This is a genomic window from Neobacillus endophyticus, from assembly GCF_013248975.1.
Taxonomy (GTDB): domain Bacteria; phylum Bacillota; class Bacilli; order Bacillales; family Cytobacillaceae; genus Neobacillus; species Neobacillus endophyticus.
In genome coordinates this window covers 4,627,879-4,654,619 of record NZ_JABRWH010000001.1, presented here as the reverse complement: position 1 = coordinate 4,654,619, position 26,741 = coordinate 4,627,879, and the positions used below count along the sequence as shown (strand labels likewise).

Here is a 26,741-nt window from a genome sequence, read left to right as displayed (position 1 = left end):
ACATGGAGCCTCTGTGGGCATGATTCTTCTGCCAAGAAGCCAGCTGTTTCAAACATTGGCATCGCCGACCAAGGCTATCATGCCCACCACTCCAAATCAAGCTGTTGCTTTGAATAAGTACAGCCCATTATACCCGGACCTCCTTGATTACCAACGAGTTTTGTTTTTGATAGAATTCCTTTGGCGACAAGTCTAAAAGGCTGGAATGAATCCGTCTTTCGTTATAGTACACCATAAATCTCATGACTTCCTGATATGCTTCTGCATAGGTTTCAAACTGCCATCTGGACAAGCAATCGTCCTCAAAAATGCGATGGAAAGATTCTATATGGGCATTCATATTTGGGGTTCTTGGTGGAATTCTTTCATGTTCCATTTTCGAATTTTCACAAAACTCTTCAAAGGTATGCGAAATAAACTGTGGCCCATTGTCTGTTCGAATCACAGGTTTTTCCTTTTTAGCATATTGTTGGCGTTTCAATAACGCTCTTTGCAGAGTCTGTTTTACATCATCTCCGGTGCAGCTTAATCCCATATGATAGGCAACGATTCCTCTGTCATAGACATCTATAATGGACATGACAAAGAAAAAGCGATCTTCTCCTTCGATATATCCGTATTTAATATCTGCTTCCCAAAGTTGATTAGAAGCTTTAATGATCCGATTTCGTGCTAATTTACGTGGAAAAGAGACTTTCTTTTGTCGTTGTGGTCGTAAGATCCCAAGTTCCTTACATAGGCGATATACCTTTTTCTTATTAATAGTCAGGCTATATTTTCTTTGAAGTACTTTGGTTAATTTGCGATAACCATAGTTATAAGCATCGCCTGCAATTTCTTCTAACAGAAATTCTTTGATTTGTTCATCCGATACTTTTTTTCCTTCCTCATTAAAGGAATAACCAGGTGCTGGACGACCCTCACTCACTTTTTTCTCTTCCACCCGGTAGTTCTTTTGATAATAATAGGTGGAACGAGGAATACCGATAATTTTGAGCACCTTTGAAATAGAATAGCCTTTGTTAATCCATTGATCAGCTACTTCAAGTTTTTCAGTAAGTGAGGGTTTTTCTTTTTTATTAAATCCCGTAAAATCGCTATTTCAAGGTCTTTTTCTCCCAAAATCATTTTGAGTTTTTCATTTTCCTTAGATAATTCTTTGGAATCTAGGTCTGGCAAAACAGCTACATCCATGTCTCCAAATTTTCCATCTTTATATTCACGGATCCATCGACTAACCATGTTTGGATTCAATTCATACCGACGAGCTACAAGGGTAATATTTCCTGTTTCTCGGGCTTCCTTAATGACTTGTAATTTAAACTCTTTTGAATGTTTTATTCGCTTCATGATGTCAGCCTCCTTGGTACATTAAGCAGTATAATAAAATTTACTCTTACTGTCCAAGTTCATTTTGGGGCTAATAAGGTAAGATTACGAAGGTTTAAAAGTTGAAGCCCTCTTTTCTTATACGGCTCAACTTCTTCTTTATAGAATAGTTCGCATAGATGATAGGCATCGACAGCGTCTGTTTTTACTTTTCTTAAACTTGTACTCCGTGCTCGATGAGAGATAAGGGGGTTCACAATAATATAAACATATTGTTGTTCCTCCAAAAATTGAATAACAGGAGAGTGGTAATGCCCTGTTGATTCTAAGATAACCGAAGGTTTCTTACCATCAGCTACTCTTTCAATCTCTTTTAAGAATCCTAATAGATACTCAAAACCCTCAACAGTATGCTTTACACTAAAACTTTTACGAAAAGGTTGACTCTTATCCAAGAATGCTTGTACCTGACTTTCTCCTTTAGAAACATCCAGACCTACTACTGGATTCATGATCATCTCCTCCTTAGAAAATAAGATTAGTCGGTTGTCCCTAGAGCTGCTTGTACTATCATAGGTTCGCTTGTTAAACGGGATCTGTGTCCCAACCAGCCTGAAACATGCTTATACAAGTAGGGAGTGAACAGTTTTGCGGACGGGATCGAGTCCCACGGGCGCTACGTTCTACTCCGACTACCGCTATAATAAAACCAATTAAAAAAAGTTCAACCAGTAAAAACTGGTTAAACTTATATTACGATCGGGCGCAATTCTGCAACAAGAATAATGATTTAATGGCTCAAAAAAACAATTAAAAAAAACGACCCGAAATCGCCTATAACAACTAAGCAATGGGTCGTTTCCTACCTCTATTTCTGAAAATGAAAATTTTTTTGATAAATATAATGCATTAAAAGGTAAATACAAAACTGAATCGGTACTGAATAAGTAAATCTCCAGTGTATAGTTTGGTAAACACCAATCCAATGAAATATTGGTTCACCAATATAGGATGAACCTAATGCGAATATGAATGCCTTAATCCAAGGACTCCAATTTGGTTTGAATTGAAGTAGGAAGATGATGGATATTGGCATTAAAGTAAAATCCCAAGGAAAATAAGTTGGAAGTATTGGAACTACATTGTATCTATAATGCCAAATTCCATATTGATCCCCAAAAACATCAAGAACTACCGAGATGATAATAACTAAAAAAGCAACATAGAGAAGTCTATCGGTGCTTTCTTTCTTTCTGAAAATACACCATAATATCCAAGGGATAATTGTAAATGCAAGACCAAGCCACCATCTCCAAGTAAAAACCACATCGGAAACCCATATATCTTGTCTTTGTTGTATAAGTGCAGTTATCTTATTATTATTTTCGTTTATTTTTTGTATGGATTTGTTGTAATCTAATCTCAAAGTAAATACTCCTATTTATTAATATTAAAGGTAGTATTTACTAAATTTAAATGAAGTAACCACAAAATGAAGTGTACTAACCAATTCGGAAGTGACTAGAAGACTTTCTTCCCACGTACGCATCCCAGAGGATTTAGAATATATAAACTATGAGTTTGTGAAGGAATATACTTAAATTAACGGGTTGCTTTACTTCAATAACAATCTTCAACAATCGGGCGCGATTCTTCAACAGAATTGTGCTCTTTCTTTATGTATGGGGTTATTATTGTGGAAATAACTATTTATTGAATCGCACTTAAAGTAAACGAGGAAAGTTAGCATAATAAGGACAGGCATAAATTTATCCCACAATTGGAAATATATTATAAATCGTTTCTTAAGGTGGATTAGATGAACAACTATACAAATGATAATACTGCCAGACGGTATAAAGCCCATGTTAGTATTTTAGGAACAACCCAATTGCATTTAAGAAATCCTTATATCATAGCATGGTGGTCCGCTGCGTTTCCAGGATTCGGGCATATGCTATTATCTAAATATCTTAGAGGATATGCCTTATTTATTTGGGAAGTTGTTATTAATGTTAAATCACATGTTAATTCTTCCATGGTTTATTCCTTTCAGGGGAATATTGACATGGCGAAAGAGGTATTAGATGCAAGATGGCTTCTTATGTATATCCCTGTTTACCTTTTCGGTATTTGGGATAGTTACAGGACAACAGTAGATATGAATAAGATCTATCTTTTAACCGAGCGAGAGGAACACCGTTTTAATTCATTTTCATTAGGTTCGTTAGAGATTAACTACTTAGATAAGCGAAATCCCATTCTTTCCCTTATGTGGTCTTTGTTTATCCCCGGGCTAGGGCAACTTTATATACATAGGATTTTAACTGCTTTCTTTGTCATTATATGGTTAGTGGTATTTTTTTATTATTCTCATGTTCAAGAAGCTGTTGTACTTTTGTTTTTAGGAAAAGTAAAAGAAGCAACTTCGGTTTTAAATCCAGAATGGCTCCTTTTTATCCCTTCACACTATGGGTTTGCAGCTTATGATTCTTATATGAATACAGTTGAGAATAACAAACTATTTGAAAAAGATTTAAGGAATCATTTAATCGAGAATTATCAATCGAAGAGTTTCAAAATACTAAAAGGGCAAAAAGTGAAGTGATAGATGTGCAGTTATTTTCAACATTTGAAACCACTGGATTTTTAGAAATGGCAATTTCAACGTTAGAAAAAAAAGGGATTAAAAAAGATAGTATATTTGCTGTTCCTCTGGATAATAGAGCAGAAGAACCTAAAATGTTTGATACCCTTCATCGCTCAGACGGAACAAGCCTGATTGATATAGGAATGGGGATTGGCACTGCATTTTCAGTTATTGGCGCCAGTATTGGATTTAAATTGGCTTGGGGCCCCATTTATTGTGGACTGATAAGTGGATTTGTTGGATTTGTTCTTGGATTTGCTATTCGGCTTTTTATGGAATTGCGAATAAAGAAAAGGAAAAGGGTTTTAAAAGGAAAACATTCTGAAGTAATCTTAATTGTTGATTGTGAAGAATCACAAGCTGAATTAGTAGAAGATATACTTTGGAGCCATTTTGCATTAGGTGTAGCAAAAGTAAAATGATTTATTATTTGTTAAACATGTATCTAAAACTAAAGATTTTGAAGAATTGAACTTGAACAAACGGGGTTTTATTTCAATAACGTTCTTCAACAATCGGGCGCGATTCTTCAACAGAATTGTGCTCTTTCTTTATGTGTAAGGCCAGATTGTTGAACAATCACGTCTAAAGGAAAAATTTAGTTTACAATAAAATTGTTTAAACATAGATTTAATAATGATTAGGAGGAACAAATGATCAGTAAACTAAATCAAGTTATAAAATGTTTCCCTTGCCTGTCCTCTATTGAAGCTAAGGAATGGAATAGAACAGATATTTCTATAGTGCAAGTTCCAACCACTCCTGTAGCTTTTGCAAAGGGGCATCGCTTACACCATGCTATTTTTATTTTGGATGGCTGTGTACGTATTTATAGGGTTGGAGAAAATGGTAGGGAGATTACCCTTTATCGGGTGCATAGCGGCGGCGTTTGTCTAATGATGGTAGCTAGCGTATTAGGTGATTTAGAATATGAGGCTTATGCCGCAATCGAAAGTGATGTTGAAGCCTTAATCATTCCAGCCGAAACTTTTCGGAACTGGATACATACATATGATTCGTTAAGCAGATTTATATACGGATTATTTATTCGTAAAATGTCAACTGTGACTCAGCTTGTAGAAGAGATTGCTTTTAAAGGGATAGACGATCGGATTGCAGATTATCTCATTAAACATACCTCTCAGTATTCCGACGAAATAATCATAACCCACGAGAGGTTGTCTATCGAGTTAGGGACAGCAAGGGAAGTTGTTAGCCGAACACTAAAGCAGTTTGAGAAGGAGGGATTTCTTACTTTACATCGTGGGAAAATCATAAACATCCAACGAAAGGATTTACAACAAAAATTCAGCCGTTTTCTGTGATATAGTTACAGAAATTTTCCTCTTTTAGATTATATGATTATGGAGACAACATTCATTAATGAAGGAGGATCTCCATGGAAAATCCAAACGACCTTTACAAAGGTGATGATGTTCTTTATCGAAATTCTTATTTAAAACGAATTAATGAGCTGATAAAAATGGCACCAGCACCCTCAAAAGCCTTCTTAGCATTTGAGAAGGAAGCGTTTGTATCTGGATTAATATCAACAAAAACAAAGGAACTTATTGCGATTGCGGTGGCTCATACGACTGGTTGCCCCTATTGTATTGATGTTCATGTGAACAAATATAAGAAATATGGGGGAACTATGGTTGAGGTTATGGAGGCAATTATCGTTGCATCTGCAGTAAAAGCTGGAGCAGCCTTGAGTCATGGTGTAAATGCCTTAAATGCGTATGAGAAAAACAATATGCTATAAGGGATTCCACCACATACCTTGATGGACATGTGGAAACCGATTAGATTAGTTTTATAAATGATTGGATGTAAATAATTAAGAAACCCAGCTAATCTTCTAAATAGCTGGGTTTCTTAATTTGGATGAGCAAAATAGCATATAAAATAAGCCCAAATTATATCCTAAAGTGACATCCTGCTTAAACACTCTTCTTTTTGATTTGACATATAATTTCATTTCAAATCAAAAAAGAGTGTTCAGAAGATGACGAGTTTTTGAACATATAATAGGTTTGCTTTTTTTACTTGGTTCAGCAAACGGGCTATTTAATGTAATAACTACTCTCTCTTTAACTGGAGGTAGAGGCGCTTTTCTCTTTGCTCTAGGTAGCGCAGAGTCGCAACACCTAAAACAACCAAAGAAGCTAAGATTCCTTTATCACACACTTTTCTTCTTTTATTCATTCCCAAATAAATTACAAACCATGTTGCGAAAACACCTTTATTTTATTTAAAGGCATGGATGCCAAGCTTTCGCCTGTCTTTTTATTTTCAGGAGGTCCGGTGGTATAGCTGCAAAGGGCGCAGCCATCCACCTTAAAGGCATGGTGGACAAGCTTTAGGCTTGGATATGTGTTACCCTGTTGCAATGGGAAATGCCATAACAGAACTAAAAGAATTAGCTAAAGAAGCAACTGAGACCAATGATAACGATGGAGTGGCAAAAACTTTGGATTCCTTATTCAACGGGTTGCGTTAGCTCAATATGACATAGTGGTAAAGTATTAATTTATATATATAGATCTTCAGCAATAGGGCGCGATTCTTTTACATGGCGCTTTTTTTACCCTTGTTAGCATATGAAGCCGATAAGTATGCTGAAGAAGGAAACACAAGAGGAATAGAAATGCTCCATTTGGCGGGGTGCTTTGGTCAGTCGCTAATGCTGGGTTTGATTGTCACAATCTCTTATTATGTTGGAAGTGCCGCAATTAAACATATTTTAGATGCAGTACCCCAATTCGTTCAAAACGGCTTGCAAGTGGCAACCGGTATCCTTCCGGCCCTAGGTTTTGCCATGTTGGCGCGGTTACTCGTAAATAAAAAAGTTGTTCCTTTTTTCTTCCTTGGATTTATTGTGGCCGGGTATTTAAAAGTTCCGGTAACCGGCATTGCCATCTTTGGTGCCATTACCGCGGTTGTTATATGCTTGCGGTTTCTTGTCTTCGGGTAATGAATTGAAATTGTCCCAGTTCTTCCTCATTCCAGTAAGTATCTCCTCCATCCTTGAGTACAGCGCCTGTTTAAGTCCGTCAAATAATGAGCAAGACTCTATGCCTCCAGGCTGGCTGGATCTGAGTTGTGTGCCACAAGTCTTCGCAGTTCATCAGAAAAATAACTGTATTGTTAATGCGGTTCTTCCGTAAATTCTTGCTGTGCCAATTTCCTTAAGGCTTCCTTAGAAGAAAGCGTACTAAGCGGCTTTAGCCTCGTATTGTAGAGGGCTAAAGCCGCATTGTCGTCTTGTGAAAACTCTGTATGTACTCCTTAATGTATGTACTCCTTAATGTATGTACTCCTTAATCGTTATTAATCTAAATAATATTTCTCACACACAAACTTTTCCAAAAGCGTTTTTATGTCTATTAATCTATTGGAAAAGTACGTTAGAAAACCTTACGAGTTTTAGGACAGGTATTCTTACAGTTACTATACTGTAACAAAAGAGGGCTTCTTTTAATTCGAATGGGAGGGAGGAAACAGTACATAGGATTGCAATATTTTAAAAAAACAGGGGGTCTAATTATGTTCCATAAAAAACTATCTACACTGGTAATCTGTTCAGCATTCACGCTTGGTATCATCAGTGGATGTTCATCAGCCGCTACTTCTAGTGCAAGCGGTGGAAAAACAGTGATTAAAATTGCTTCCCAATCACCATTGTCCGGCGGCAGTGCCACACAAGGAGAAGCCATTAAACTTGGGGCCCAATTGGCGATTGAGGAGAAAAAAGGCCAATTTGCAAAGAAAGGTTTTGATTTGGAGTTTGTTCCATATGATGATCAGGCTGATCCAAAAAAAGGGGTTGCGAATGCTCAACTAATCGCGTCAGATAACAAAATTTTGGCGATCGTAGGTCATCTGAATTCAGGTGTGGCCATCCCATCCTCCGAAATCTATGAAAAGTATGGAATAGCAATGGTTTCTCCTGCAAATACGGCAACCGCAGTGACGGACAGAGGGTTAAAGGTGACTGACCGGTTGGTAGCGAGAGACGATTTCCAAGGGCCTGCTGGTGCACAATTTGCTGTGAAAACATTAAAAGCGAAAAAAATCTTTATTATTCAAGATAAAACGGCTTATGGTACAGGGCTGGCAGATGCCTTTAGGGAAGCTGCGGAAAGCATGGGGGCGCAAATTGTCGGCTATGAAGGCATTACCGTCGGGGAAAAGGATTTTAATGGTGTTCTTAACGAAGTAGCGGATAAAAAGCCGGATATGATTTACTTTGGCGGTCTATATGCTGAAGGCGGATTGTTGCTCAAACAAGCACATGATAAAGGCATTGATATTCCGTTTATGGGTGGTGATGGGCTGGATTCATCATCATTTGTAGAGATTGCCGGTGATGCAGTCAAGAATGCTTACTTAACCTCTGTAGCCGGCGATGTGACCAAAACGGCAGAGGGAAAGAAGTTTTCAGAGGAATATAAGAGCAAGTTTAATAAAAATATAGAAGGATATTCTGCTTATGCCTATGACAGTACAGGCGTTATATTAAAAGCAATAGAAACTGTCATTGACAAAAATAACGGAAAGCTGCCAACACGTGATCAGGTAAGAGATGCGATCCGGGAAATAAGTGATTATCAAGGGATTGCCACTAAAGTAGGGTTTGATAGCAAGGGTGACAATAAGTATGCAAATATCTACATTTATAAGTTTACTAAAGCCGTTTACCCTGCAACCGTTGTAGGAGAAATCAGCAAATAGCCCAAAACGTTGAAAGGGTATGTGATTATTAAGCCGTACCCTTTTTTATTTAAAAAATAAAGGAGTGGTATCGATATGCTGGCACAAGTACTCCAGACACTGCCACAAGTATTGATTGACGGGCTTTCATTAGGGGCTGTTTATGCGGTCATCGCAATCGGATACACCATGGTTTACGGAATACTAGAACTCATTAACTTTGCACATGGAGAAATTTTTATGACCGGGGCGTTTATTGGAACAGCCATCTTACTCACCTTCACTGGTTTTGGTTTGCTTTCGTTTATGCCAGCAATTCTTGTTCTAGTTATTGTTTTACTTGTAACAAGTATCCTAACCGGCTTATTGGGAATGGGGATTGAAAGGATCGCATATCGGCCTCTTCGCAATGCGCCAAAATTAATCACATTAATAACAGCAATTGGGGTTTCCTTTCTCCTGCAGGATATAGTTCGGTTTATCACCGAATTAAAACAAGGAAACTATATCGTGACGGCACCGGAAATTTTTAGCGGGCAAATGAAAGTAAAAGTATCTTCCATTTTGCCAGGGATCCATGATGCTTCTTTTAAAATAACCTTTCTTATTGTCATTGCCGTTGCTTTTTTCATGATGTTTGGGCTCAATCTGTTTGTGAATCGAACGAAATATGGAATGGCTATTAGAGCTGTTGCCCAGGATCGAGAAACGGCTGCCTTAATGTCGATTAATGTGAACAAAGTCATTTCTATTACATTTTTTGTTGGGTCGGCATTGGGAGGAGCAACCGGTGTTTTATTTACGATGCAATATGGGACCATTGACCCTTATATTGGTTTCATTCTCGGCATTAAAGCATTTACCGCAGCTGTTCTTGGCGGTATCGGTAATATCCGGGGGGCAATGGCGGGCGGCATGATCATCGGGATGCTAGAAATGTTCGCTGCTGCCAATCTTTCCGGTTTAACTGGTGGTATATTTGGAGCAGAATACAAGGATGTGTTCGCGTTTATCATTTTAATTGTCGTCCTTATTTTCAAACCTGAAGGATTGTTTGGAAAAGCTATCGTAGAGAAAGTGTAGGTGGATGGGATGAAAATTCTATTAAACAGCTTATTGTATCATAAAAAGGCGCACATTTTATTTTTCCTCACATATGTGCTTGTTACATCAGCAGGATTGTATTTTGCTGAAACTTCAGTCCTGTCTTTTCTATTAATGCTATTTTCCATTTTTATTTTGTATTTCTTAAAACTAAAGGATAAAGTCAAATGGATCATAGGCATTGGTATTTTAGGAGGACTTCTCCCGTTAGCTGCCAGTCATGGAGCTGCTTACCAATCTTACATGGAAGTAGCTGTTTTTGTCGGAATTTATGTGGCTATGGCTCTTGGTTTAAACATTGTGGTTGGTTTTGCCGGGTTATTGGACTTGGGGTTTGTTGCTTTTTTTGCGGTGGGGGCTTATACATATGGCATTTTTGCAACGGCGCAGGCGTCCCACTTTATCCCTTTTGGTAAATTTCCTCTATCAGGGGAAAGTTTCTGGGTTTTTCTTTTCATCGGTTGTTTTGTAGCTGCTTTGTTTGGGGTGCTTCTTGGGATTCCTGTCCTAAGGGTCAAAGGAGATTACTTGGCCATTGTCACCTTAGGCTTTGGTGAAATCATTCGAATTGTTTTTAATAACTTGGATAAGCCGGTTAACATCACAAACGGAGCCATGGGGATTTCATCGATTACCCCGCCAAAAATATTCGGCATCTCTCTTATATATCCGAATCAATTTTATTATATCGTTCTAGTCATTGTCCTTTCCGTTATTTTTATTGTTCGGAATCTGGAGCAGTCCAAAATAGGGCGCGCCTGGAAAGCGGTGAGAGAAAATGAAATTGCCGCACAGGCAATGGGAATCCCGCTGGTGAAAACAAAATTGACTGCCTTTGCCATCGGTGCATCCTTTTCCGGGATGATGGGAGTGGTATTTGCCGCCAAACAAACATTTGTAGACCCAACAAGCTTCACCCTGTTAGAATCTACCAACATTCTTGTGATGGTTTTACTGGGGGGAATAGGAAGTATTCCCGGAGTGATCTTAGGAGCTGCTATTGTAACAATCCTCAATTTACAGGTACTAACCGAACTAACGAATTGGTTAAACGGTTTAAGCACAAGCGGTATTTTTTCCATTCCGGATGCACTTTCTCCCGTCAAAATGCAGCGATTTATCTTTGGCGCTTTATTAATTTTGTTTGCCTTATTCCGTTCAAAAGGATTACTCCCAGCAAAAAACAGGAAATATGATGCTGAAAAATTAACCGCAGGAGAAGTATCCAATAACCGGATTGTAGTAGTGGCAAATGAGAAGATGGAAAGCTTGAATGGGGGGCAAGAAGCGTGAATGTGTTGGAAGTAAAAGCATTGACAAAAAGTTTTGGGGGCTTGAAGGCGAATACCAACATCGACATGAATATTCAAAAAAAATCAATTACAGCTGTCATTGGACCAAATGGTGCTGGTAAAACCACTTTTTTTAATATGATTACGGGCGTTTATAAACCGACTTCGGGGGATATTTTACTGAATGGAAAATCATTGTCAGGCAACAAGCCTGATGTAGTAGCGCGGCAGGGAATAGCCCGGACTTTCCAAAACATTCGCCTGTTTAATCAGTTGCCAGTATTGGAAAACGTCATGGTTGGGATGCATTATCATTTAACCGTGAATTGGTTCTCTACACTTTTTAAGCTGCCTAATGCCAGAAAAGTGGAGGAGGCTGCGCAAAGGGAAGCCTATCGGTTACTTCAATATGTCGGATTGGCGCCATTTTTAAATGAAAATGCCGGAAATCTTTCCTACGGTGCACAGCGGCGTTTAGAAATTGCCAGAGCCCTTGCTGTTAAACCCAAAATCTTGCTTTTGGATGAGCCAGCTGCAGGGATGAATCCAAAAGAAACGAAAGAATTAACCTCACTTATTTATCGACTGAGGGAAGAACTCGATTTAACAATTATATTGATCGAACATGATATGAAATTAGTGATGGAAATCTCGGATTATGTTTTCGTATTGGATCATGGTGAAAAAATAGCTGAGGGGAAACCAGAAGAAATTCGCAAAAATCCAAGAGTGATTGAAGCCTATTTAGGAAAAGGTGCCATATCACACGCATAAAGGGGGGGAAGATCATGACGATTCTTGAATTAAAGGGTGTTCAAGCAAACTATGGAGGAATACAGGCACTAAAAGGAATCGATTTGAAAGTTAGTCGTGGTGAAATCGTCACTTTAATCGGAAGTAATGGGGCCGGCAAGTCAACCGCATTAAAAGCGATAAGCGGGCAAGTACAAATAAAAAACGGTTCTATCTATTATAAGGGAACAGATATAACCAATACCCCTCCACATAAAACCTCCCTAATGGGAATTGCTCAGGTGCCTGAGGGAAGGAGGGTGTTTCCCATGCTGACAGTAAAAGAAAATCTTTTAATTGGAGCCTTTGCTCGTAAAGTTAAGAGGGAAATGGTGACAAGATTGGATCGAGTCTTTCAGTATTTTCCCAAATTACGAGATCGTCTCGATCAAAAAGGGGGAACGATGAGCGGTGGTGAACAACAGATGCTGGCCATTGGAAGGGCGTTAATGATGAACCCGGAAGTTCTCATGCTAGATGAGCCCTCTATGGGGCTCGCTCCCATCATTGTTGAGCAAATATTTGAAATTATTCTTGAGCTCAATAAAGAAGGCATGACGATTTTATTAGTGGAACAAAATGCCTTTCAAGCGCTGCAAATCGCTCATCGGGGCTATGTCATCCAAACAGGGGAAATCGTTCTCGAAGGAAATGGCAAAGATTTGCTGACAAACCAACAAGTACAAGAAGCCTATTTGGCTTAACGAAGCTATTCCAATCGGCGATATTCTTGATGACTACAGGAATTATTGTAATTGCATTTATTAATCAGATTCATCAGGTGATTCCTTTTATACTTCAACCACCGATAAACGAAAACCAATAAAGACAAAAAGCCCTCTCAATCTGAGCAAGGGGATTTTTACTCTACTTCACTCGGATTTTTTGACTATGTTAAATTAAATAAAGAATGCTGTATGTAATGTAAAGCATACGGTTTTCTTTGTAATTCCTGCTAACAATTAACGGAGTGTGTTAGTTCAACAGGCGCTTTTTTATGTTTCTGGTAATTAACGGATGTATATTTTGGCAGTATGATTATAAATATTTATGAATCATTACTAAAGGGTAAACCTGTATAAACACTAATATTTATTCATATTTGTGAAACGATACTTACTACACAAACGGGCAGGACCATTAGAAGCTAACAATAGATCAAAAACCTGCTTAAATGAGTGCTTTCGAAATAACCATATTTTCAATAAATCGGCAGCAATATTACGAAAAAAATAATACTTGCAAAATAGGTGTAAATTAAGATGGAACGGAAAACGGAGCACATTTAGCGCTGCCTGCCAACAAAATGCTGAAAAGATAGGCAGGAATTGTTCTGAAAATCAGGAATATATATAAATTGGAATTTTTTCCAATAGCAACAAGCGCTATTATAAACAAAGGAGATGAGAAAATGAGCGAATTTAACCTAAAACAAGATTATGATTTTCTAATCGCTGATTGTTTGACAAGACTAATAGATGAGGAATTGAATGAAGATGTTGATCGTCATCTAGATGTATACAAACCAATAGTGGATGAAGCTATTTCTGTTATTAAGCAGCAGTCTTTAGAAGGATTAATCCATAAGGTACATGAAGTTGCAGATTTTCTCTTCCGGTCGTTTAAAATGGCCAATATTTTTTTTCAAGAAGAATGTGTTGAAAAAGTGAGAGTATTTAATCGTTGCCATTTTTACAGTTTGACAGAAGTGTGGGAAGCAATCGAAGAAAAAAATACTGAAAAAGTTCGTTCTATTTTAATTCACATTCTAGAGGATGATGAACCGAATCGTCTGTTTTTCCCTTTTTATCGCCAAATTGTAAATATCTTAGTAAGAGAATAGAGAAGAATTTCTATTTTAACGAGTTTTACAAAAGTAGTATTTAAGCAAATTTACATAAAGCCAGGAATATCAATGAAAAACGTTGAATTTCCTGGATTTTTTGTGTGATTTTAAGAAGGAAAACCGGTGAATTATACAAAATAGAAACATAAAAAAATCCATCCTTGGGAACCGTTAAGGATAGACTGTAACATCGACCAAGATGCTTCTTGGCAGTTCGTATTATGTACTAAAGTTTAAAAATTATACTGTTTGGGTATAGATTTAGCTTGCAAAGCCACTTTTTTTAGAATAAAGCTGTTTTCTTTGGGAGGTTGTTTAGTAAATGAAGAAATTACTAATTTATAAAGAAGATGGAGAGTTTATTATCGAGCGAGTAAATGAGTTTGGAACAGGCTTCAAAAATCATTTTAAAACAGTTGATGGCTTGCTTGGGCGCTTAGATATTTATCAAAGAACGAATAAGCTTGAAGAATATCAATTAGACGTCTCGGAAGATCTTAGGGCAAACGTAATTAATTTGCTAAATGAATAAGGTTTCTATAGTTATAGGGGTAGCACCCCCTCATTTCGCGAATTTACAACGCTAAGCATATAAATAAAGCTCGTCTCCAATGAACCCCAGTGATCTTTGGTCAAATGATCTGGCGAACTACATCAGCAATCCTGTGATTAAAACATAAAAAAGATACCACATAGGAACCCTGTACTTATTGGTATAAGAGAGGGGGTCTTATGTGGTATTCATTCTGTAAGACCTGAGATTTGTAAGATGTTTGGCTACTACAAGGATTTAATTTGTTTTCGCAAGCCTGAGTTAGCCACTAAAAGTTTACCTGTTATGAATGAGGATCCCGTCGGAATCCTATCCGTAGATTTCAAATGGAACTATTTTAAATAAAACTAACAATCCATTTGTAAAAAGAGCCATCCTGAAATATTTCAGAATGGCAAAAAATTAAAATAAACAAATTCTAAAAAGGAATTTATTCTTAATGTGTTCAACAGGAGTATAAAATATTACCTTTTTTTAAATCTAACACCAAGGATGGACTGTAACAACGGCCAAGATTCTTCTTGGCAGTTCCCATTATGTACTAAAGTTTAAAAATTATACTGTTTGAGTACAGATTTAGCTTGCAAAGCCACCTTTTTTATAAAAAAGCTGGTTTCTTCGAAAGGTTGTTTAGTAAATGAAGAATTTTCAAAAAAACAAATCCATCCTTGAGGCGGTCAATTATTCTCTCATGCTAATAAAAAAGGACATTTTTGAAACTGCTGCAGTCGTTAGTTTATGCTGTAATTTTAGCCATTTCTCAAAATCTTTTTTAGATAAGTGTATAGCTTGCGTTTCATTTTCAATTAAGCAGACCCAACAATTTGTCCATTTGGAAAATATGAAGAAAAAGCTTTATAAATGTTATTGTCAAGCCTGAATACAACTGCCCTAATTAATCGATTTACTTGGTCTTTGGTTTTAGGGCAATTTAATTGAACAAGTCTTATCTATTCTTCAGTTATTCAAGTATTGCCTTTCAAATTTCACCTATATTTCAAAAAATCAAATGCTCTCATGTGCTGATACAAATTGGATGTAATGATACTTTCCGTAACATCAAATTATTTCTAATGATAGAAAAATCCCTTATTCTAGTTTCTACTAAGATAATAAGAAATAGGGAAATATTAACGTTTTTAGCAAAAAAAACATGCGGTAATTTTAGAAAATAACGTTGCGACTGTGTCAATAGTATTATATTATTATAGTAATAACAGATCACAAATCTTACGATAAAGGCAAACCTATTGAAAAGTAGGGACGCAAAGCCAAGGGCCTAAAACGCATTAGTCAAGGCAGCCGGTTGCCGAAAAAGAGGGAGCTAAACCAAAAATCCACCTCTTTTTCAGAGGTGGATTTTTTTACTCTATTTAATAGGTATTTAGACCTATGAAAATTTAGTTTTAACTGAAAAGGGGGTGAAACAGATGAAAGCTCGCATAAAAAGTATCTTAGCTATCAGCGCAGTTGTTGCTGCTGCTTTAGCTCCAATTATCGGTCGCCCATGGATTTAGTTATCGTTACAAGAAAACTGGGTGAGAGATCACCTGGTTTTCTTTATTTTTATCAAAGAAAGGGGCCATTCAAATGGTATTTTTCGTTATTATCGCTTTTCTCATCGCGTTTTTCCTAAAACGAAATCCGTTTCTATTTGTTCGAAATATTTCATTTAAATGGCCTCTTATCATTCTGTTAAGCTTTGGGGCACAGATTGTTTTATCGTATGTCACGTTGGAAACAAGGGAAAAAATAGTATGGGTCTTCGTTTTAACGTTTATCGGCGTTATTTTCGGGCTGTATATCAATAGAAGGATTCCCGGTGTGAAGTGGATTTGTATAGGAGCATCCTTGAATTTAATTGCGCTGCTTTTAAATGGAGGAACAATGCCAGTTTCCAAAAAAGCTCTCCAGCTGACAGGACAGGCAGGTGTTTCGTTTGCCACCGATGCCCGTCATCACCTAATGGGTGATTCCGTGTATTGGATTCTTGGAGATTGGATTCCGGTGATCAGGTATGCACTAAGTCCTGGGGATATTTTGGCGGGAATAGGGATTGCTATACTTATAATCAAACACTCTGAAAAACGAATCGATCAGGATGAGGGCAAATGAGATTGGTCAACTGGTTTACCATTATTCTGTTTTCCATAGGGATCGGAGCGTTATTGTATTCATTGACAGCCATATCGGTCCATCAACTATCAATCTATCTTTTCGTTGTGGCGATCACGGTTATTCTGGAGATCTTTCCGATTCAATTGCCTAGCGGAGATCAATTTGAAGCCGGAAGTATTGGCGTTTTGTTTGTGCTATTGCACTTTGGTATTCCATATGCAGTATTGGCCATCACCATCGGTTTGGCTTCCCTTTTTATAAAGATTTTGAAAAAAGTAAAGATTCCTCTATTTCGTTTGATTGTAAATGTGGGAATGTACACGATTTCCATGCTGGCTGCATTGTCTGTTTGGAAAATGACCCAAGGAATGAAGATGATTATAGCGGTTGCTATTTTGGCTTTCCTCTATGAAGTGGTGAATATAGCCCTGTTAGAAATCATACAAAAATTGACAGCCAATCGGAAATTATTTGCCTCCTTCAAACAGCAATTAAGAGAGCTGTTGATTCCCATCGGTGTGTATTCTATTGTTATTCCGACCTTGCTGATCCAGAAAACGAACAAAGAAATCATCATTACCGTGTTATACACCCTATTTTTCTTACTTATTGTCATCTTTTTTTCCAAAGAATACACAAAACAGCTTTCACTGAGGAATTCATCTTCCAAAGCTTTTATTCAAGTTCTTGAAGGCCGTATTACCCCCAGTTTGGCCGGGCATGGTAATCGGGTAGGGGCCATTTGCGAGTTTCTTTTGGTAGATCTGGATTTTCCAAAAAGTAATAGAAAAGATTTAATTCAGGCTGCGATTATACATGATATTGGAAAAGCGTTACTTCCCACCTATATTTTTCGAAAACGCGGGGACTTAACTTTATCAGAGGAACGAGAGTACCAAAGACATCCTGAAAAGGCTGTTGAAATCGTCAAAACGATGTTTTCGAAAAGTGAATTTTCCGATTGGATTCTTTATCACCACGAGCGTTGGGATGGAAAGGGTTTCCCAAAAGGGTTATCAGGAGAACAAATTCCATTAGGGGCCCGCATTATTGCTATAGCCGATGAACTAGATTTCATTCTAACGCGTCATGATGATGCGGAAACGATTTTTAAATTACTTCAAGAAAAATCAGGGACGGTGTTGGACCCTAAATTAGTGGAAAAAGTGGAATTGAGTCATATTGAAATGCTGGTTGAGGAGCTTCGGGACCTTTTCCGTCGTGAAGAATTACCGCTAAATGATTTCACAGAAACGCAATTTTCCGATGATTCCTACTCAAGTATTGGGGAATCTTACTTTATTCAAGTCCAGAATGGCCAGATTCGATCGCCGAAGGATGAAATTTCAGACCATATACTGCGCAAACTAGCGGAGACTGCTTTAGAGCAGAACAAACCAGTTCATGAAACCATCCGTCGTGATAACCTCACGCTGGATGTTCACGCCCAATCCCTGAAAAACGGAGAGGTTACAATATTTGTGCATGATCTGTCTCCATACCTTGCTTTTAGAAAGAATTTGGAGCGCAATATTTTGGAGTCCTATGTAGACGTCATCGAAACGCTATCTGAAGGGAAAATTAAACTTCTATCTTCCCAAGCAAAGCTGGAAGAGCAATTCGGTACTTGGATTGCGGACATTCCTATTCATAATACATCGGATGTCTCGAAGTGCAGGGAATTAACCACAAAAGCACTAGAGCAATATCCAACTGAATTACAGTCGATGAAAGTTCAAGTCGCGGTGTCAGAAGCCGTGACAAATGTTCTCAAACATGCAACAAAGGGGAAATTCTCCGTTTACCAACGTGATCAAGAGCTGCAATTTCTGATTTCGGATAAAGGATCGGGAATCCCGCTTCATGAAATTCCAAAAACAATCTTAATATCCGGTTACTCCAGTAAGCGTTCGTTGGGGAAAGGGTTTAAAATGATTGCCAGCTTTTCCGATGGCGTACAAATTTTTACATCGCCAGAGGGAACTTCTATATTAATTGAGTTCAGACTATTGGAAAAATAACGCACATAATAAAAGAGGGGAATCTATACCGTAGGGCTTCAATAGCCTCCGATTATTCCCCTCTTAACAGAATACCTGATATCTTATTCTTGTATTTGCATACCATATTGAAAATGTCCGTTTTCTAAACTTTTTTTCCAGATGATTCTTGCTTTAAATGGAATATTATTTTCTAATTCAATGTTTTGGCAGATTAGGATGGTTTCGAGATCCACATTTAATTCTGTCACAATTTTTAATCCGTTGAAGCTGGCGTCTTCCAGCTCTGCTTTTTGAGGACGGGCTCTAAAATCATCAATTGGATGGAATTTTCGAAGTCTACTCTCCCATATTGGCGTCGTTCAATACTCATACGCAAACTCCTCTCAAAAGATGTAGTGAAACGATAATCTGGTAGGAAAGCCCCGTGGATTACTCTTATTTTAATGGTAGCAAGAGGATAGTACAAGACAATTTTTTTAAAATGAAGGTAATTTTAAAAGGGCTTTCATTTTGTGTAATGATAGTCAAGGGGGGATTAAATTGGAGTTACGCTTAGACATTCAGTCGAATCAAAAACAGGTTGTCATTCGAATTAATGGGGTTATGGATATTGCGACAATGGATGCTTTTCATGCTCAAATGGAACAATTACCTTCAACCTTTTCCTCCTTACTGCTGGATTTTTCACATCTCGAATTTGTTGACTCTACGGGTATTGGAGCCATCGTGGAATTAATTTATCTTTCCCAGGAAAAAAACTTCACGATTAGGTTCGAGGGAATGAATGAGGATATAAAGGAAATATTTGAGATGCTTGGGGTGTTCCGGATCTTAGAGGCTTTAAAAAAGGAGGGAGCTTAGTTGACTCTTCAAGACCATGTCTCTTCTCAATATGATGATACCGAGATTTTTGAAGAATTAAAAATGTTGAAAAGAGAAATTAATTTAGCAAGAAATATCCAAACTAAGCTTCTAAATGCTGAAATTCCTAAGTTGGTCGCATGTGAGCTGACCGGTACCTCCATCCCGGCGAGATTGATTGGTGGGGACTATTTCGACTTCTATCCATTGGTCGATGGGAGAATTCGAATGGTGATTGGAGATGTGATGGGGAAGGGAATCCCTGCTGCGATGTTAATGATTTTAACAAGGGGAGCCTTCCGGAGTGCCGCTCAAAGTACTGGCGGACCAGGGGATACGTTAACAGCCATGAACAAGGCATTATACAAAGATTTCCGTGCTTTACGTTCATTTGTCACATTACTTTGTGCGGATTGGGACCCAAAACAAGGGACGTTGACGTTTGCTAATGCCGGTCATCCTCTTCCGATTCTCTTAGGAGGAAATCAAGTATCAGAGCTTCCGAAAGTCAGCGGGGTGATGCTTGGCGGCCTGCCTAATCAAATTTACGAAGAGAAGCAGGTCCGTATAGCGCCAAATCAGTATGTTTTATTTTATACAGATGGGATTATAGAGGCACAGAATCAAGCGGGAGAACAGTTTACCCGTGAACGCCTAAAGAAGATTTTGCTCGAAAATGAAGGGAAAAGCGTCCAGCAATTGGAGCAGGCGGTGGTTCAGTCGGTTTACCAATTTTCAAATGGAATGAACCAAAAAGATGATATAACGATGGTTCTGCTCCGGATTTGAGAGAGCGGGACATTTTAAGCAACAGTGATTTGCTCATAAAGGGGTAAGGCGAATGAGTGCAGTAATTACGGCAGAAGGTAAAAATATAGAAGAAGCCATTGCCAAAGGGTTGGCTGAAATGGGCTTAACCGAGTCACAAGTAGAGATTGAAGTCATTCAAAACCCAAAGAAGGGGATATTTGGCTTCGGAGCAAAACCGGTTGTTGTCCGATTAACGGAAAAAATAGACGAGCAGGAACGTTCTATTGAGGAACTGCCTTTACCGGAGGAGAGTTTGAATCTAACTTTTGAAGAACCTCTCCAAAGAGGAGCACAGGACTTAAATGATCAGAATCCTGAAGTCGGGAAGATCTGGGTCAAAGATGGACAAATTTATATAAAAGATACTCCTGCTCATTACCCAACCATTACGCCAGCTAAAGAGGTTTCCCTATATAAGAACGGTGAATTGGTAACGAAAACAACGGCTCTTATGGAAAAGGATTTGATAGAGGTTAAACTCCCGAACGAATTGAAAGAACCTGTCTGGTCCATTGAAATGGACCCTCTAAAAGTGACAGCCATGCTGCACCTTGAACCTGGTTTCCGAAGATCCTACAGTTTGGTGGATCAAGAACCAAGTCCACATCTTCAGCTTGAAATTCAAGTAGAGGAGGAAATCATCAATCCCCTTCAACTGGATCAAATTCAGCAGAAAATGAAGGATTTAGGCATTAAAAAGGGTGTTCGTATTTTAGAAATTCAACGTGCCATGCGAGCTACAGAACCTGGTACCTTCACGATAGCAGAAGGGACGAGCCCGAAAAAAGGGGATGATGGTTGGATCGAGTGGTTAGTAGATGAGGAATTGGATTACACAACGAAATTAATGGAGGATGAAGATCTAAATAACCGCAAGCATATAAAAATCCCGAGTGTTTACAAAGGGCAGCTGCTTGGGGTTATTCATCCATCAAAGCCAGGAACAGATGGTGTGTCGGTAATTGGGGAAGTGATTGAACCAGAGGAAGCAGAACCATTAGAAATCCATGCGGGCAAAGGGGTCGATCTGATTGACGAAGGGAAAAAGGTTGTTTCCATTGAGTACGGCCGGCCTTCACTCATGTCAAAGGATGGAATCACCAAAGTGTCTGTTATTCCTAGATCTATCCACTCTGGACATATTCTCTCAGGTGTGGGGAAACTGTCTTTTCATGGAGACATGATCATCCAAGGGAATATAAAAGAAGGAATCGCAGTAGAAGCTCGCGCGGATTTGCTTGTTTACGGAACAGTTGAGCAAGCCATCCTTAAAGCAGGTGGCAGACTGATTGCTTGTCAAAACGTGGTAAATAGTCAATTATCCGCAGGGGAACGGAACCAAAAAATCATTGAAATCATCAATCATTTAAGAAAGCTTTCAAATGAATTAAAAGCCTTCATTGCAGCTGTCGAGCAAATTTATCAGTCACCAGTATTTAAAACTTCTGATATAAACAAAATGGGACTCAGTTCTATGATCTGCATATTGCTTGAGAAGAAATTTAAGCATTTACCGCCGATAATTAAAAAGATCACTGGGCTGGTAGTCATTGCTGATGGGATGCAAATATTGGACCCTGAATTGAAAGAAATTCATGCTTCTTTGCAAAATGGATTTATCGATTTGGAACCGATGCAATTTCAAACGCCTGAAGATATTTCTAAATTGGTGAAAAGAATGGAAGAGGCAAGTGGTCCTACTGTAGAAATCTCGGAAGAAAATGCACAAATTATAATCCCCTATGCGCTGAATAGCAAGCTTCATTGCAATGGCGATGTTACCATTGCTGGTACGGGATGTATCCAATCCCAAATCCATGCAAAAGGAAAAGTAATAGTCCAAGGGCTCCTAAGAGGTGGAGAAGTCTATGCTGACAAGGGGGCAGAGATCCATGAAGCAGGGACACGCGGGGGAGAGATTACTTTTATCCGGGTTCCACAAGATCACTCCATCAAAATAAATAAAGTCATCGAGGGAACAAGAATTCAAATTGGCAATGTTCTGTACCAATTTGAGCAATCCGAACAAAATGTATTTGCCAGAGTGTCGAAGGAAGGAAAATTACTGCTGTCCTAGCGGAATTTTTTTAGCAGAGGAGGGAACAAAAATGTTTGAATATCAAATGGTCAATGACGGAATAAAGATGACTGTTCACTTAAAGGGAGACATGGATATTGAAATCACAGAGGTCATGGAGGAAGAGCTTATTCCTGCGTTACAAAAAGCTCAGGAAGTCGAGCTTAACTTTGCCGCTGTATCATTCGTGGATTCAACCGGAATCGGCTTATTGATGAATCTTGTGCAGCATCTGAAGGAACGAGAAATCTTAGTAAAGATAACGCATTTGAGCGAGGACATATATGAAGTGTTCGACCTTTTGCAAATCCCGGACATCATCGGCAGGGACGTATTTTCTTCATAGAGTCCTTCATTCTTAAAGGGGGTACAGCCGAGATACGTGTAATTTAAAGTCAATGATTAACATTTATTTCTAAATATCGTATTTAAGTAGTCCCATAAATGTATAGTACAGTTTGTAACGGTTCGTTGTTTTTGGTATTGGTTTTTGAAACAGGAATAGACTTAGTAAAATTGTCACGGAGGGATAAATTTTTTTAACAAAGGAATTAAGATCACAACATTATTTTGGATTGCTATAAGTGTCTTGGATGCGATGGCAGTTATTTTGTGAAAGTAAGCTTGTAAAGAATTGTACTGATATATTTACAAAACGGTCAATGCCCCTATCAATTTCATTTTGGTATGGTTGGGCAACTATTAGAAGACACGCTTTTTACGGCTTCTTTTCTTTTTAGATTGGGTTCAGCTCTCTTGATCTTGTTTAAATATGGTTCGAATTATCATGAAATATTCCACCTGGAAGGGTATGGTTAGTTGGAATGTGGAGGAATTGGGAAATAGCAAAGAAAGTTGCTTTACGCATCATTCTTATTTATATTTTCTGTGGTATTACATGGGTCATTTTTTCTAATTACTTAATTAGTGATTACCTTTTCATTAAATCAGATTGGGTCGAAATCTCCAAAGGAATTATGTTTATTTTGATTACTGGCCTAATTTTTTACAAATTAATAAAAAAAGGGATAATAGTGACGATAGAATCTGAAAGCAAATATCGAACAATAGTTGAAAATGTGTCGGATTTAATTGCTATTATTGATCTTAATGGGAACTTCGAGTATTTATCCCCTTCTCATCAGAAGATTTTTGGATATTCTGAAGAAGAATTAGTGGGGAAATCTGTTTTTGATTTTTTAAAAGTAGAAGAAACCTCTAAAATAAGAAGCAGGTTACAGAACATAAAGAATCAAAAAAACAGGAACTCAGTTGAATATAACATAAAACATAAAGATGGATATTTTGTTTTAGTTGAAGGTAAAGGGGTACCGATTTTTGAAGAAAATGGTAAAACTAAAAAAATTATCCTATTTTCACGTGATATAACTGAAAAGAAAAAAGCTGAAATACAGCTTATGGAAAGTGAAGAACGTTATCGGAAACTTGTAGAGTATTCACCTGAAGTCATCCTCATTCACATAGACGGGAAAATTGTTTATGTCAATAAAGCAGGTCTATTGTTAGTTTGTGCAAATGATGAAAATCAAATAATAGGAAGGAATGTATTTGATTTTATTTCTCCTGAATACCATGATCATACGAGAAAACAATTGAAAAAAGTTAAAGAGTTTGGAAAATCTGAAATTAGTGAATATCAAATTATTCGCTTAGATGGAGCTCTTGTTTCTGTAGAACTATTGACATTTCAAACCACCTATAAGGATCGAAGTGCAATGCAGGTTGTTATTAGAGACATTACAGAACGTAAAAAAGCACAGGAACAAGTCCAATACTTGGCTTATTATGATTCATTAACCGGTACTCCTAACCGTAATCATTTGTATAGATATCTTGGTGATGTTTTAGAGCGTAACAAAGTTAATAAAGAAATTGTTGCCGTATTGTTTTTAGATTTAGATCGATTTAAAATGATAAACGATACGTTTGGGCATAGCTTTGGAGATCATTTATTGCAAGAAGTAAGTAAAAGGCTTAGGATATTTTTAGGGAAAGGTGGTATACTTTTCCGTTATGGTGGAGATGAGTATGTTATTGTTGTGGAAGAAGCAGAACCGAGTGAGATTTCACAACTTGCTGAAAAACTCATAGATACATTCTCATCACCATTTTCAATTCAGGAACGTCAAATGTTTATTTCAACTAGCATTGGGATAAGTTTGTTTCCAAAAGATGGAGAAACAGTAGAAGCTCTCATACAAAAATCAGATGTAGCGATGTACTCTGCAAAAGAAAATGGTAAAAATAACTTTCGATTTTATTCTAGCTATTTAAATATAAATAATAAACGAAAAATGGAAATAGTATTAGGCATTAGAAAAGCACTAGAACATAATGAATTTACATTATACTATCAACCACTAGTTGATCTTGATACAAAGAAAATCATTGGATTAGAAGCTCTAATTCGTTGGAACCATCCTAAATATGGATTTATTTCCCCAGCGGAATTTATACCTGTAGCAGAGGAAAGCGGGCTAATCGAATTAATTGGAAATTGGGTGCTAAAAACGGCATGTGAGCAGTTTAAACGTTGGTTGGATTCAGGATTTGCTTTAAAAAGGATTGCGGTGAATGTTTCAGCTATACAGTTTCGCGACAAAAATTTCGTAAATACTGTAAATCAAGTTTTACATGATACAAAGCTTGAAGCCTGTTACTTGGAATTAGAAATTACTGAAAGTGCCACACAGCAAGTAGAAGAGGCAACTAACCTTATGAAGGTATTAAAGGAAAGTGGTGTTCAACTTTCCATTGATGATTTTGGTACAGGTTATTCTTCATTAAATTATTTAAGACAATTTCCTATTGATACTTTAAAAATTGATAAGTCTTTTGTGGATGAAATTAATAATAATTTGAATGGTGAAGTAATCGTAAAAACCATTATTGAACTAGGAAATAGTTTAGGCTTTAAAGTGGTTGCTGAAGGTGTAGAAAATGAACAACAATTAAGCTTTTTAAAGGAAAATAACTGTCAAATAGGACAGGGGTATTACTTTAGTAAACCTTTGCCAACTCAAGAATTAGAAAATCTTTTAAAAAAATAATTAATTTTTACTTTAGGATAATTTAACAAAGTGCTTTGGTTCCAAAGGTCTAGTGTAATTATATTACAGAGTAAATTTATAAATGTTGAAAATTATACCAATAGCAATTTAAGCCTCTACATGATATAAAGTATTTGGAGAGGATATTAGTCCATTAGTCCATACTCCCCTATAATTCCTAATTACCGCCAGGTCCCCAATCGGCGGTTTTTTTGACTTTTCCTGCATTTTTATTAAAGCATTTCACCTTGAGGTCTATAGAGGGATCCCTGTGATTAGGCACTAAATACAGGCAAAGAAAAAGCCACTTCCCATAATGTTAAAGGTTTGTAATCCCTTTACGGAAAGTGAATATACATGTTCAATATCTGTCAGACTCGAACAGAAAAATCAAAAAAGTTTAAGTGGTACTCCAATTTTAATTGATTTATATAGAAAAAACAAAAGGTAAAACCGTTTATACGAGTTAGGTAGATCAAAAGTTTCTCATCACTACCCGTAACAATAACATTCGTTTTTGATTCAGAAATTTCATACCTTCTTATTCAGCATATGGGCCATATTATTGAACAACATATTTTGAAGAAAATCGTTAGGGACAAAGAAATTGTGAAGTTTTTCACTTAACATGGCAGGATAGTGGAATAACAAAAATATAAATTCTATCCTTTGTGGTGCAGTTTTGATGCATGTATAGGGACGCTGCAAAATATCATTATCTTTTTAAGGATTGTCCATTCCAAACGCAGTCGTTTGCATACTATAATTCAAGGACAATAGATTGGAGAGGAGGTGTTTACTTGGGAGAAAAAAATAGTTCAAAGTCATCTGAATCTGACCATTCACACTGCTGTTTTAAACCATTTATTAGTCCCAATCCTCTTACTACATTTAATCCCGTTCCACGCTATCCTAAAATCGATAAAACAGCATTTATTAGTCCGTTTTCCAGCGTCATAGGTGATGTTACCATTAGGAATAACGTTTATGTAGCTCCTAATGTAAGTATACGTGCAGATGAAGGAACCCCTTTTTATATTGGTTCTAATACAAATCTCCAGGACGGAGTCATTTTACATGGTTTAGTGAATAAGAAGATTTCTGTGGATGGAAAAGGATATTCCATATTTATTGGAAATAAAGTGAGCATTGCTCATGGTGCCCTTGTCCATGGTCCTTGTTTCATTGGTGACAAGGTAATTGTGTTTTTTAACTCCATTGTTTATAATGCAATTGTAGGGAAAGGCGTATTTATTTCTTATAATGCAGTAGTAACAAATGGCGTTAAAATTCCACCGAATAGATTCGTCCCGCCTGGAGCAAATATTGATTCTCAAGAAAAAGCAGATGCACTTGGACCTGTACCAACGGATAAAAAGGAATTGGCTCGTGCAGTTCAACGAGTCAATCAGGAATTCCCCGCATCTTATCATCTTTTATTAGGGGAAAATCGTTGTTCTTGCGGACTTGCATATGACGAACATTAATGTATAAAATGTATGCTGGCCCGAGTTCTTTT

At 37.4% G+C, this 26,741-nt stretch carries 25 protein-coding genes, 1 pseudogene and 1 riboswitch; of the genes and pseudogenes, 21 read left to right on the top strand and 5 right to left on the bottom strand.

Going from position 1 to position 26,741, the window contains the following annotated elements; all coding sequences use genetic code 11:
• Positions 1-127: 127 nt before the first annotated feature.
• The 3 genes and pseudogenes from HPT25_RS22860 to HPT25_RS22850 form a co-directional block, all read right to left on the bottom strand.
• Positions 128-1,350 (bottom strand): IS3 family transposase gene (locus HPT25_RS22860; RefSeq protein ID WP_173065500.1). Its coding sequence is split into 2 segments (ribosomal slippage): positions 128-1,062 and positions 1,062-1,350, totalling 1,224 coding nucleotides; the frame shifts between segments, so codons are not numbered across the junction.
• Positions 1,351-1,427: 77 nt separating this feature from the next.
• A pseudogene (locus tag HPT25_RS22855) lies at positions 1,428-1,841 on the bottom strand (IS110 family transposase); the annotation flags it as partial.
• 356 nt (positions 1,842-2,197) lie between these two features.
• Entirely contained in the window at positions 2,198-2,755 is a 558-nt protein-coding gene (locus HPT25_RS22850) for a CBO0543 family protein (protein ID WP_173069634.1), read from the bottom strand.
• Between the two features lie 393 nt (positions 2,756-3,148).
• Here HPT25_RS22850 and HPT25_RS22845 point away from each other — a divergent pair, with 393 nt between their 5' ends.
• From HPT25_RS22845 to HPT25_RS22830, 4 genes are all read left to right on the top strand, one after another.
• The gene (locus HPT25_RS22845; protein ID WP_173069632.1) at positions 3,149-3,937 is read left to right on the top strand and encodes a hypothetical protein; all 789 of its coding nucleotides are present in this window, start codon (positions 3,149-3,151) and stop codon (positions 3,935-3,937) included.
• Positions 3,938-3,942: 5 nt separating this feature from the next.
• Positions 3,943-4,401: a hypothetical protein gene (locus tag HPT25_RS22840; protein ID WP_173071402.1), complete on the top strand. Its 459-nt coding sequence runs from the start codon at positions 3,943-3,945 to the stop codon at positions 4,399-4,401.
• A 231-nt stretch (positions 4,402-4,632) separates the two neighbouring features.
• On the top strand, positions 4,633-5,304 hold the full coding sequence (locus tag HPT25_RS22835; protein ID WP_173068974.1) for a Crp/Fnr family transcriptional regulator: 672 nt from the start codon (positions 4,633-4,635) through the stop codon (positions 5,302-5,304).
• A 74-nt stretch (positions 5,305-5,378) separates the two neighbouring features.
• Positions 5,379-5,744 (top strand): carboxymuconolactone decarboxylase family protein, encoded by a 366-nt coding sequence (locus tag HPT25_RS22830; protein ID WP_173069630.1) that lies wholly within the window; start codon positions 5,379-5,381, stop codon positions 5,742-5,744.
• Positions 5,745-6,198: 454 nt separating this feature from the next.
• Here HPT25_RS22830 and HPT25_RS28495 read toward each other — a convergent pair whose 3' ends face one another.
• Positions 6,199-6,372, bottom strand: a complete 174-nt coding sequence (locus HPT25_RS28495; protein WP_217270001.1) for a hypothetical protein — start codon at positions 6,370-6,372, stop codon at positions 6,199-6,201.
• Here HPT25_RS28495 and HPT25_RS22825 point away from each other — a divergent pair.
• From HPT25_RS22825 to HPT25_RS22775, 11 genes are all read left to right on the top strand, one after another.
• The gene (locus HPT25_RS22825) at positions 6,372-6,482 is read left to right on the top strand and encodes an HAD hydrolase family protein (protein WP_246277206.1); all 111 of its coding nucleotides are present in this window, start codon (positions 6,372-6,374) and stop codon (positions 6,480-6,482) included. The two genes, HPT25_RS28495 and HPT25_RS22825, sit on opposite strands and share 1 nt — an antisense overlap.
• Positions 6,483-6,572: 90 nt before the next feature.
• Complete coding sequence (locus tag HPT25_RS22820) at positions 6,573-6,956, top strand: PTS sugar transporter subunit IIC (RefSeq protein WP_217269802.1); 384 nt, start codon at positions 6,573-6,575, stop codon at positions 6,954-6,956.
• Between the two features lie 572 nt (positions 6,957-7,528).
• Positions 7,529-8,716: a branched-chain amino acid ABC transporter substrate-binding protein gene (locus tag HPT25_RS22815; RefSeq protein ID WP_173069626.1), complete on the top strand. Its 1,188-nt coding sequence runs from the start codon at positions 7,529-7,531 to the stop codon at positions 8,714-8,716.
• Between the two features lie 75 nt (positions 8,717-8,791).
• Complete coding sequence (locus tag HPT25_RS22810) at positions 8,792-9,778, top strand: branched-chain amino acid ABC transporter permease (protein WP_173069624.1); 987 nt, start codon at positions 8,792-8,794, stop codon at positions 9,776-9,778.
• 9 nt (positions 9,779-9,787) lie between these two features.
• Positions 9,788-11,092 carry a branched-chain amino acid ABC transporter permease gene (locus HPT25_RS22805; RefSeq protein WP_173069622.1) on the top strand — a complete coding sequence of 435 codons (1,305 nt, stop codon included), beginning with the start codon at positions 9,788-9,790 and terminating at the stop codon, positions 11,090-11,092.
• Entirely contained in the window at positions 11,089-11,865 is a 777-nt protein-coding gene (locus HPT25_RS22800) for an ABC transporter ATP-binding protein (protein WP_312857321.1), read from the top strand. The genes HPT25_RS22805 and HPT25_RS22800 overlap by 4 nt, the downstream gene beginning before the upstream one ends.
• A 14-nt stretch (positions 11,866-11,879) precedes the next feature.
• Positions 11,880-12,587, top strand: a complete 708-nt coding sequence (locus tag HPT25_RS22795) for an ABC transporter ATP-binding protein (RefSeq protein WP_173069620.1) — start codon at positions 11,880-11,882, stop codon at positions 12,585-12,587.
• 707 nt (positions 12,588-13,294) lie between these two features.
• A complete protein-coding gene (locus tag HPT25_RS22790; RefSeq protein WP_173069618.1) occupies positions 13,295-13,726 on the top strand; it encodes a hypothetical protein in 432 nt (143 codons plus the stop codon).
• 325 nt (positions 13,727-14,051) lie between these two features.
• On the top strand, positions 14,052-14,261 hold the full coding sequence (locus HPT25_RS22785) for a hypothetical protein (RefSeq protein ID WP_173069616.1): 210 nt from the start codon (positions 14,052-14,054) through the stop codon (positions 14,259-14,261).
• A gap of 1,251 nt (positions 14,262-15,512) precedes the next feature.
• Positions 15,513-15,596: riboswitch (cyclic di-GMP riboswitch) on the top strand.
• A 276-nt stretch (positions 15,597-15,872) separates the two neighbouring features.
• Entirely contained in the window at positions 15,873-16,397 is a 525-nt protein-coding gene (locus HPT25_RS22780) for a DUF5317 family protein (protein ID WP_173069614.1), read from the top strand.
• Complete coding sequence (locus HPT25_RS22775) at positions 16,394-18,421, top strand: HD domain-containing phosphohydrolase (RefSeq protein ID WP_173069612.1); 2,028 nt, start codon at positions 16,394-16,396, stop codon at positions 18,419-18,421. Before HPT25_RS22780 ends, HPT25_RS22775 begins: the two co-directional genes overlap by 4 nt.
• A gap of 83 nt (positions 18,422-18,504) precedes the next feature.
• Here HPT25_RS22775 and HPT25_RS29420 read toward each other — a convergent pair whose 3' ends face one another.
• Complete coding sequence (locus HPT25_RS29420; RefSeq protein WP_376767960.1) at positions 18,505-18,651, bottom strand: hypothetical protein; 147 nt, start codon at positions 18,649-18,651, stop codon at positions 18,505-18,507.
• A 292-nt stretch (positions 18,652-18,943) separates the two neighbouring features.
• Between HPT25_RS29420 and HPT25_RS22765 the strand changes: the two genes are divergently transcribed.
• From HPT25_RS22765 to HPT25_RS22740, 6 genes are all read left to right on the top strand, one after another.
• Positions 18,944-19,264 (top strand): STAS domain-containing protein, encoded by a 321-nt coding sequence (locus tag HPT25_RS22765; protein ID WP_173069610.1) that lies wholly within the window; start codon positions 18,944-18,946, stop codon positions 19,262-19,264.
• Between the two features lie 63 nt (positions 19,265-19,327).
• On the top strand, positions 19,328-20,053 hold the full coding sequence (locus tag HPT25_RS22760; protein ID WP_173071396.1) for a PP2C family protein-serine/threonine phosphatase: 726 nt from the start codon (positions 19,328-19,330) through the stop codon (positions 20,051-20,053).
• A 52-nt stretch (positions 20,054-20,105) separates the two neighbouring features.
• Positions 20,106-22,151 (top strand): FapA family protein, encoded by a 2,046-nt coding sequence (locus tag HPT25_RS22755; RefSeq protein WP_173069608.1) that lies wholly within the window; start codon positions 20,106-20,108, stop codon positions 22,149-22,151.
• 31 nt (positions 22,152-22,182) lie between these two features.
• A complete protein-coding gene (locus tag HPT25_RS22750; protein ID WP_246277266.1) occupies positions 22,183-22,497 on the top strand; it encodes an STAS domain-containing protein in 315 nt (104 codons plus the stop codon).
• A gap of 478 nt (positions 22,498-22,975) precedes the next feature.
• Positions 22,976-25,222, top strand: coding sequence for a sensor domain-containing protein (locus HPT25_RS22745; RefSeq protein ID WP_173069606.1), 2,247 nt, complete (start codon positions 22,976-22,978; stop codon positions 25,220-25,222).
• Between the two features lie 800 nt (positions 25,223-26,022).
• Complete coding sequence (locus HPT25_RS22740) at positions 26,023-26,709, top strand: LbetaH domain-containing protein (protein WP_246277265.1); 687 nt, start codon at positions 26,023-26,025, stop codon at positions 26,707-26,709.
• The last annotated feature ends 32 nt before the right edge of the window (positions 26,710-26,741 follow it).

Coding starts and splice junctions, on each gene's coding strand:
- HPT25_RS22845 (WP_173069632.1), top strand. CDS start 3,149: ATGAACAACTATACAAATGATAATACTGCCAGACGGTATAAAGCCCAT.
- HPT25_RS22835 (WP_173068974.1), top strand. CDS start 4,633: ATGATCAGTAAACTAAATCAAGTTATAAAATGTTTCCCTTGCCTGTCC.
- HPT25_RS22830 (WP_173069630.1), top strand. CDS start 5,379: ATGGAAAATCCAAACGACCTTTACAAAGGTGATGATGTTCTTTATCGA.
- HPT25_RS22825 (WP_246277206.1), top strand. CDS start 6,372: ATGGGAAATGCCATAACAGAACTAAAAGAATTAGCTAAAGAAGCAACT.
- HPT25_RS22815 (WP_173069626.1), top strand. CDS start 7,529: ATGTTCCATAAAAAACTATCTACACTGGTAATCTGTTCAGCATTCACG.
- HPT25_RS22810 (WP_173069624.1), top strand. CDS start 8,792: ATGCTGGCACAAGTACTCCAGACACTGCCACAAGTATTGATTGACGGG.
- HPT25_RS22805 (WP_173069622.1), top strand. CDS start 9,788: ATGAAAATTCTATTAAACAGCTTATTGTATCATAAAAAGGCGCACATT.
- HPT25_RS22795 (WP_173069620.1), top strand. CDS start 11,880: ATGACGATTCTTGAATTAAAGGGTGTTCAAGCAAACTATGGAGGAATA.
- HPT25_RS22790 (WP_173069618.1), top strand. CDS start 13,295: ATGAGCGAATTTAACCTAAAACAAGATTATGATTTTCTAATCGCTGAT.
- HPT25_RS22785 (WP_173069616.1), top strand. CDS start 14,052: ATGAAGAAATTACTAATTTATAAAGAAGATGGAGAGTTTATTATCGAG.
- HPT25_RS22780 (WP_173069614.1), top strand. CDS start 15,873: ATGGTATTTTTCGTTATTATCGCTTTTCTCATCGCGTTTTTCCTAAAA.
- HPT25_RS22775 (WP_173069612.1), top strand. CDS start 16,394: ATGAGATTGGTCAACTGGTTTACCATTATTCTGTTTTCCATAGGGATC.
- HPT25_RS22760 (WP_173071396.1), top strand. CDS start 19,328: ATGTTGAAAAGAGAAATTAATTTAGCAAGAAATATCCAAACTAAGCTT.
- HPT25_RS22755 (WP_173069608.1), top strand. CDS start 20,106: ATGAGTGCAGTAATTACGGCAGAAGGTAAAAATATAGAAGAAGCCATT.
- HPT25_RS22750 (WP_246277266.1), top strand. CDS start 22,183: ATGTTTGAATATCAAATGGTCAATGACGGAATAAAGATGACTGTTCAC.
- HPT25_RS22745 (WP_173069606.1), top strand. CDS start 22,976: ATGTGGAGGAATTGGGAAATAGCAAAGAAAGTTGCTTTACGCATCATT.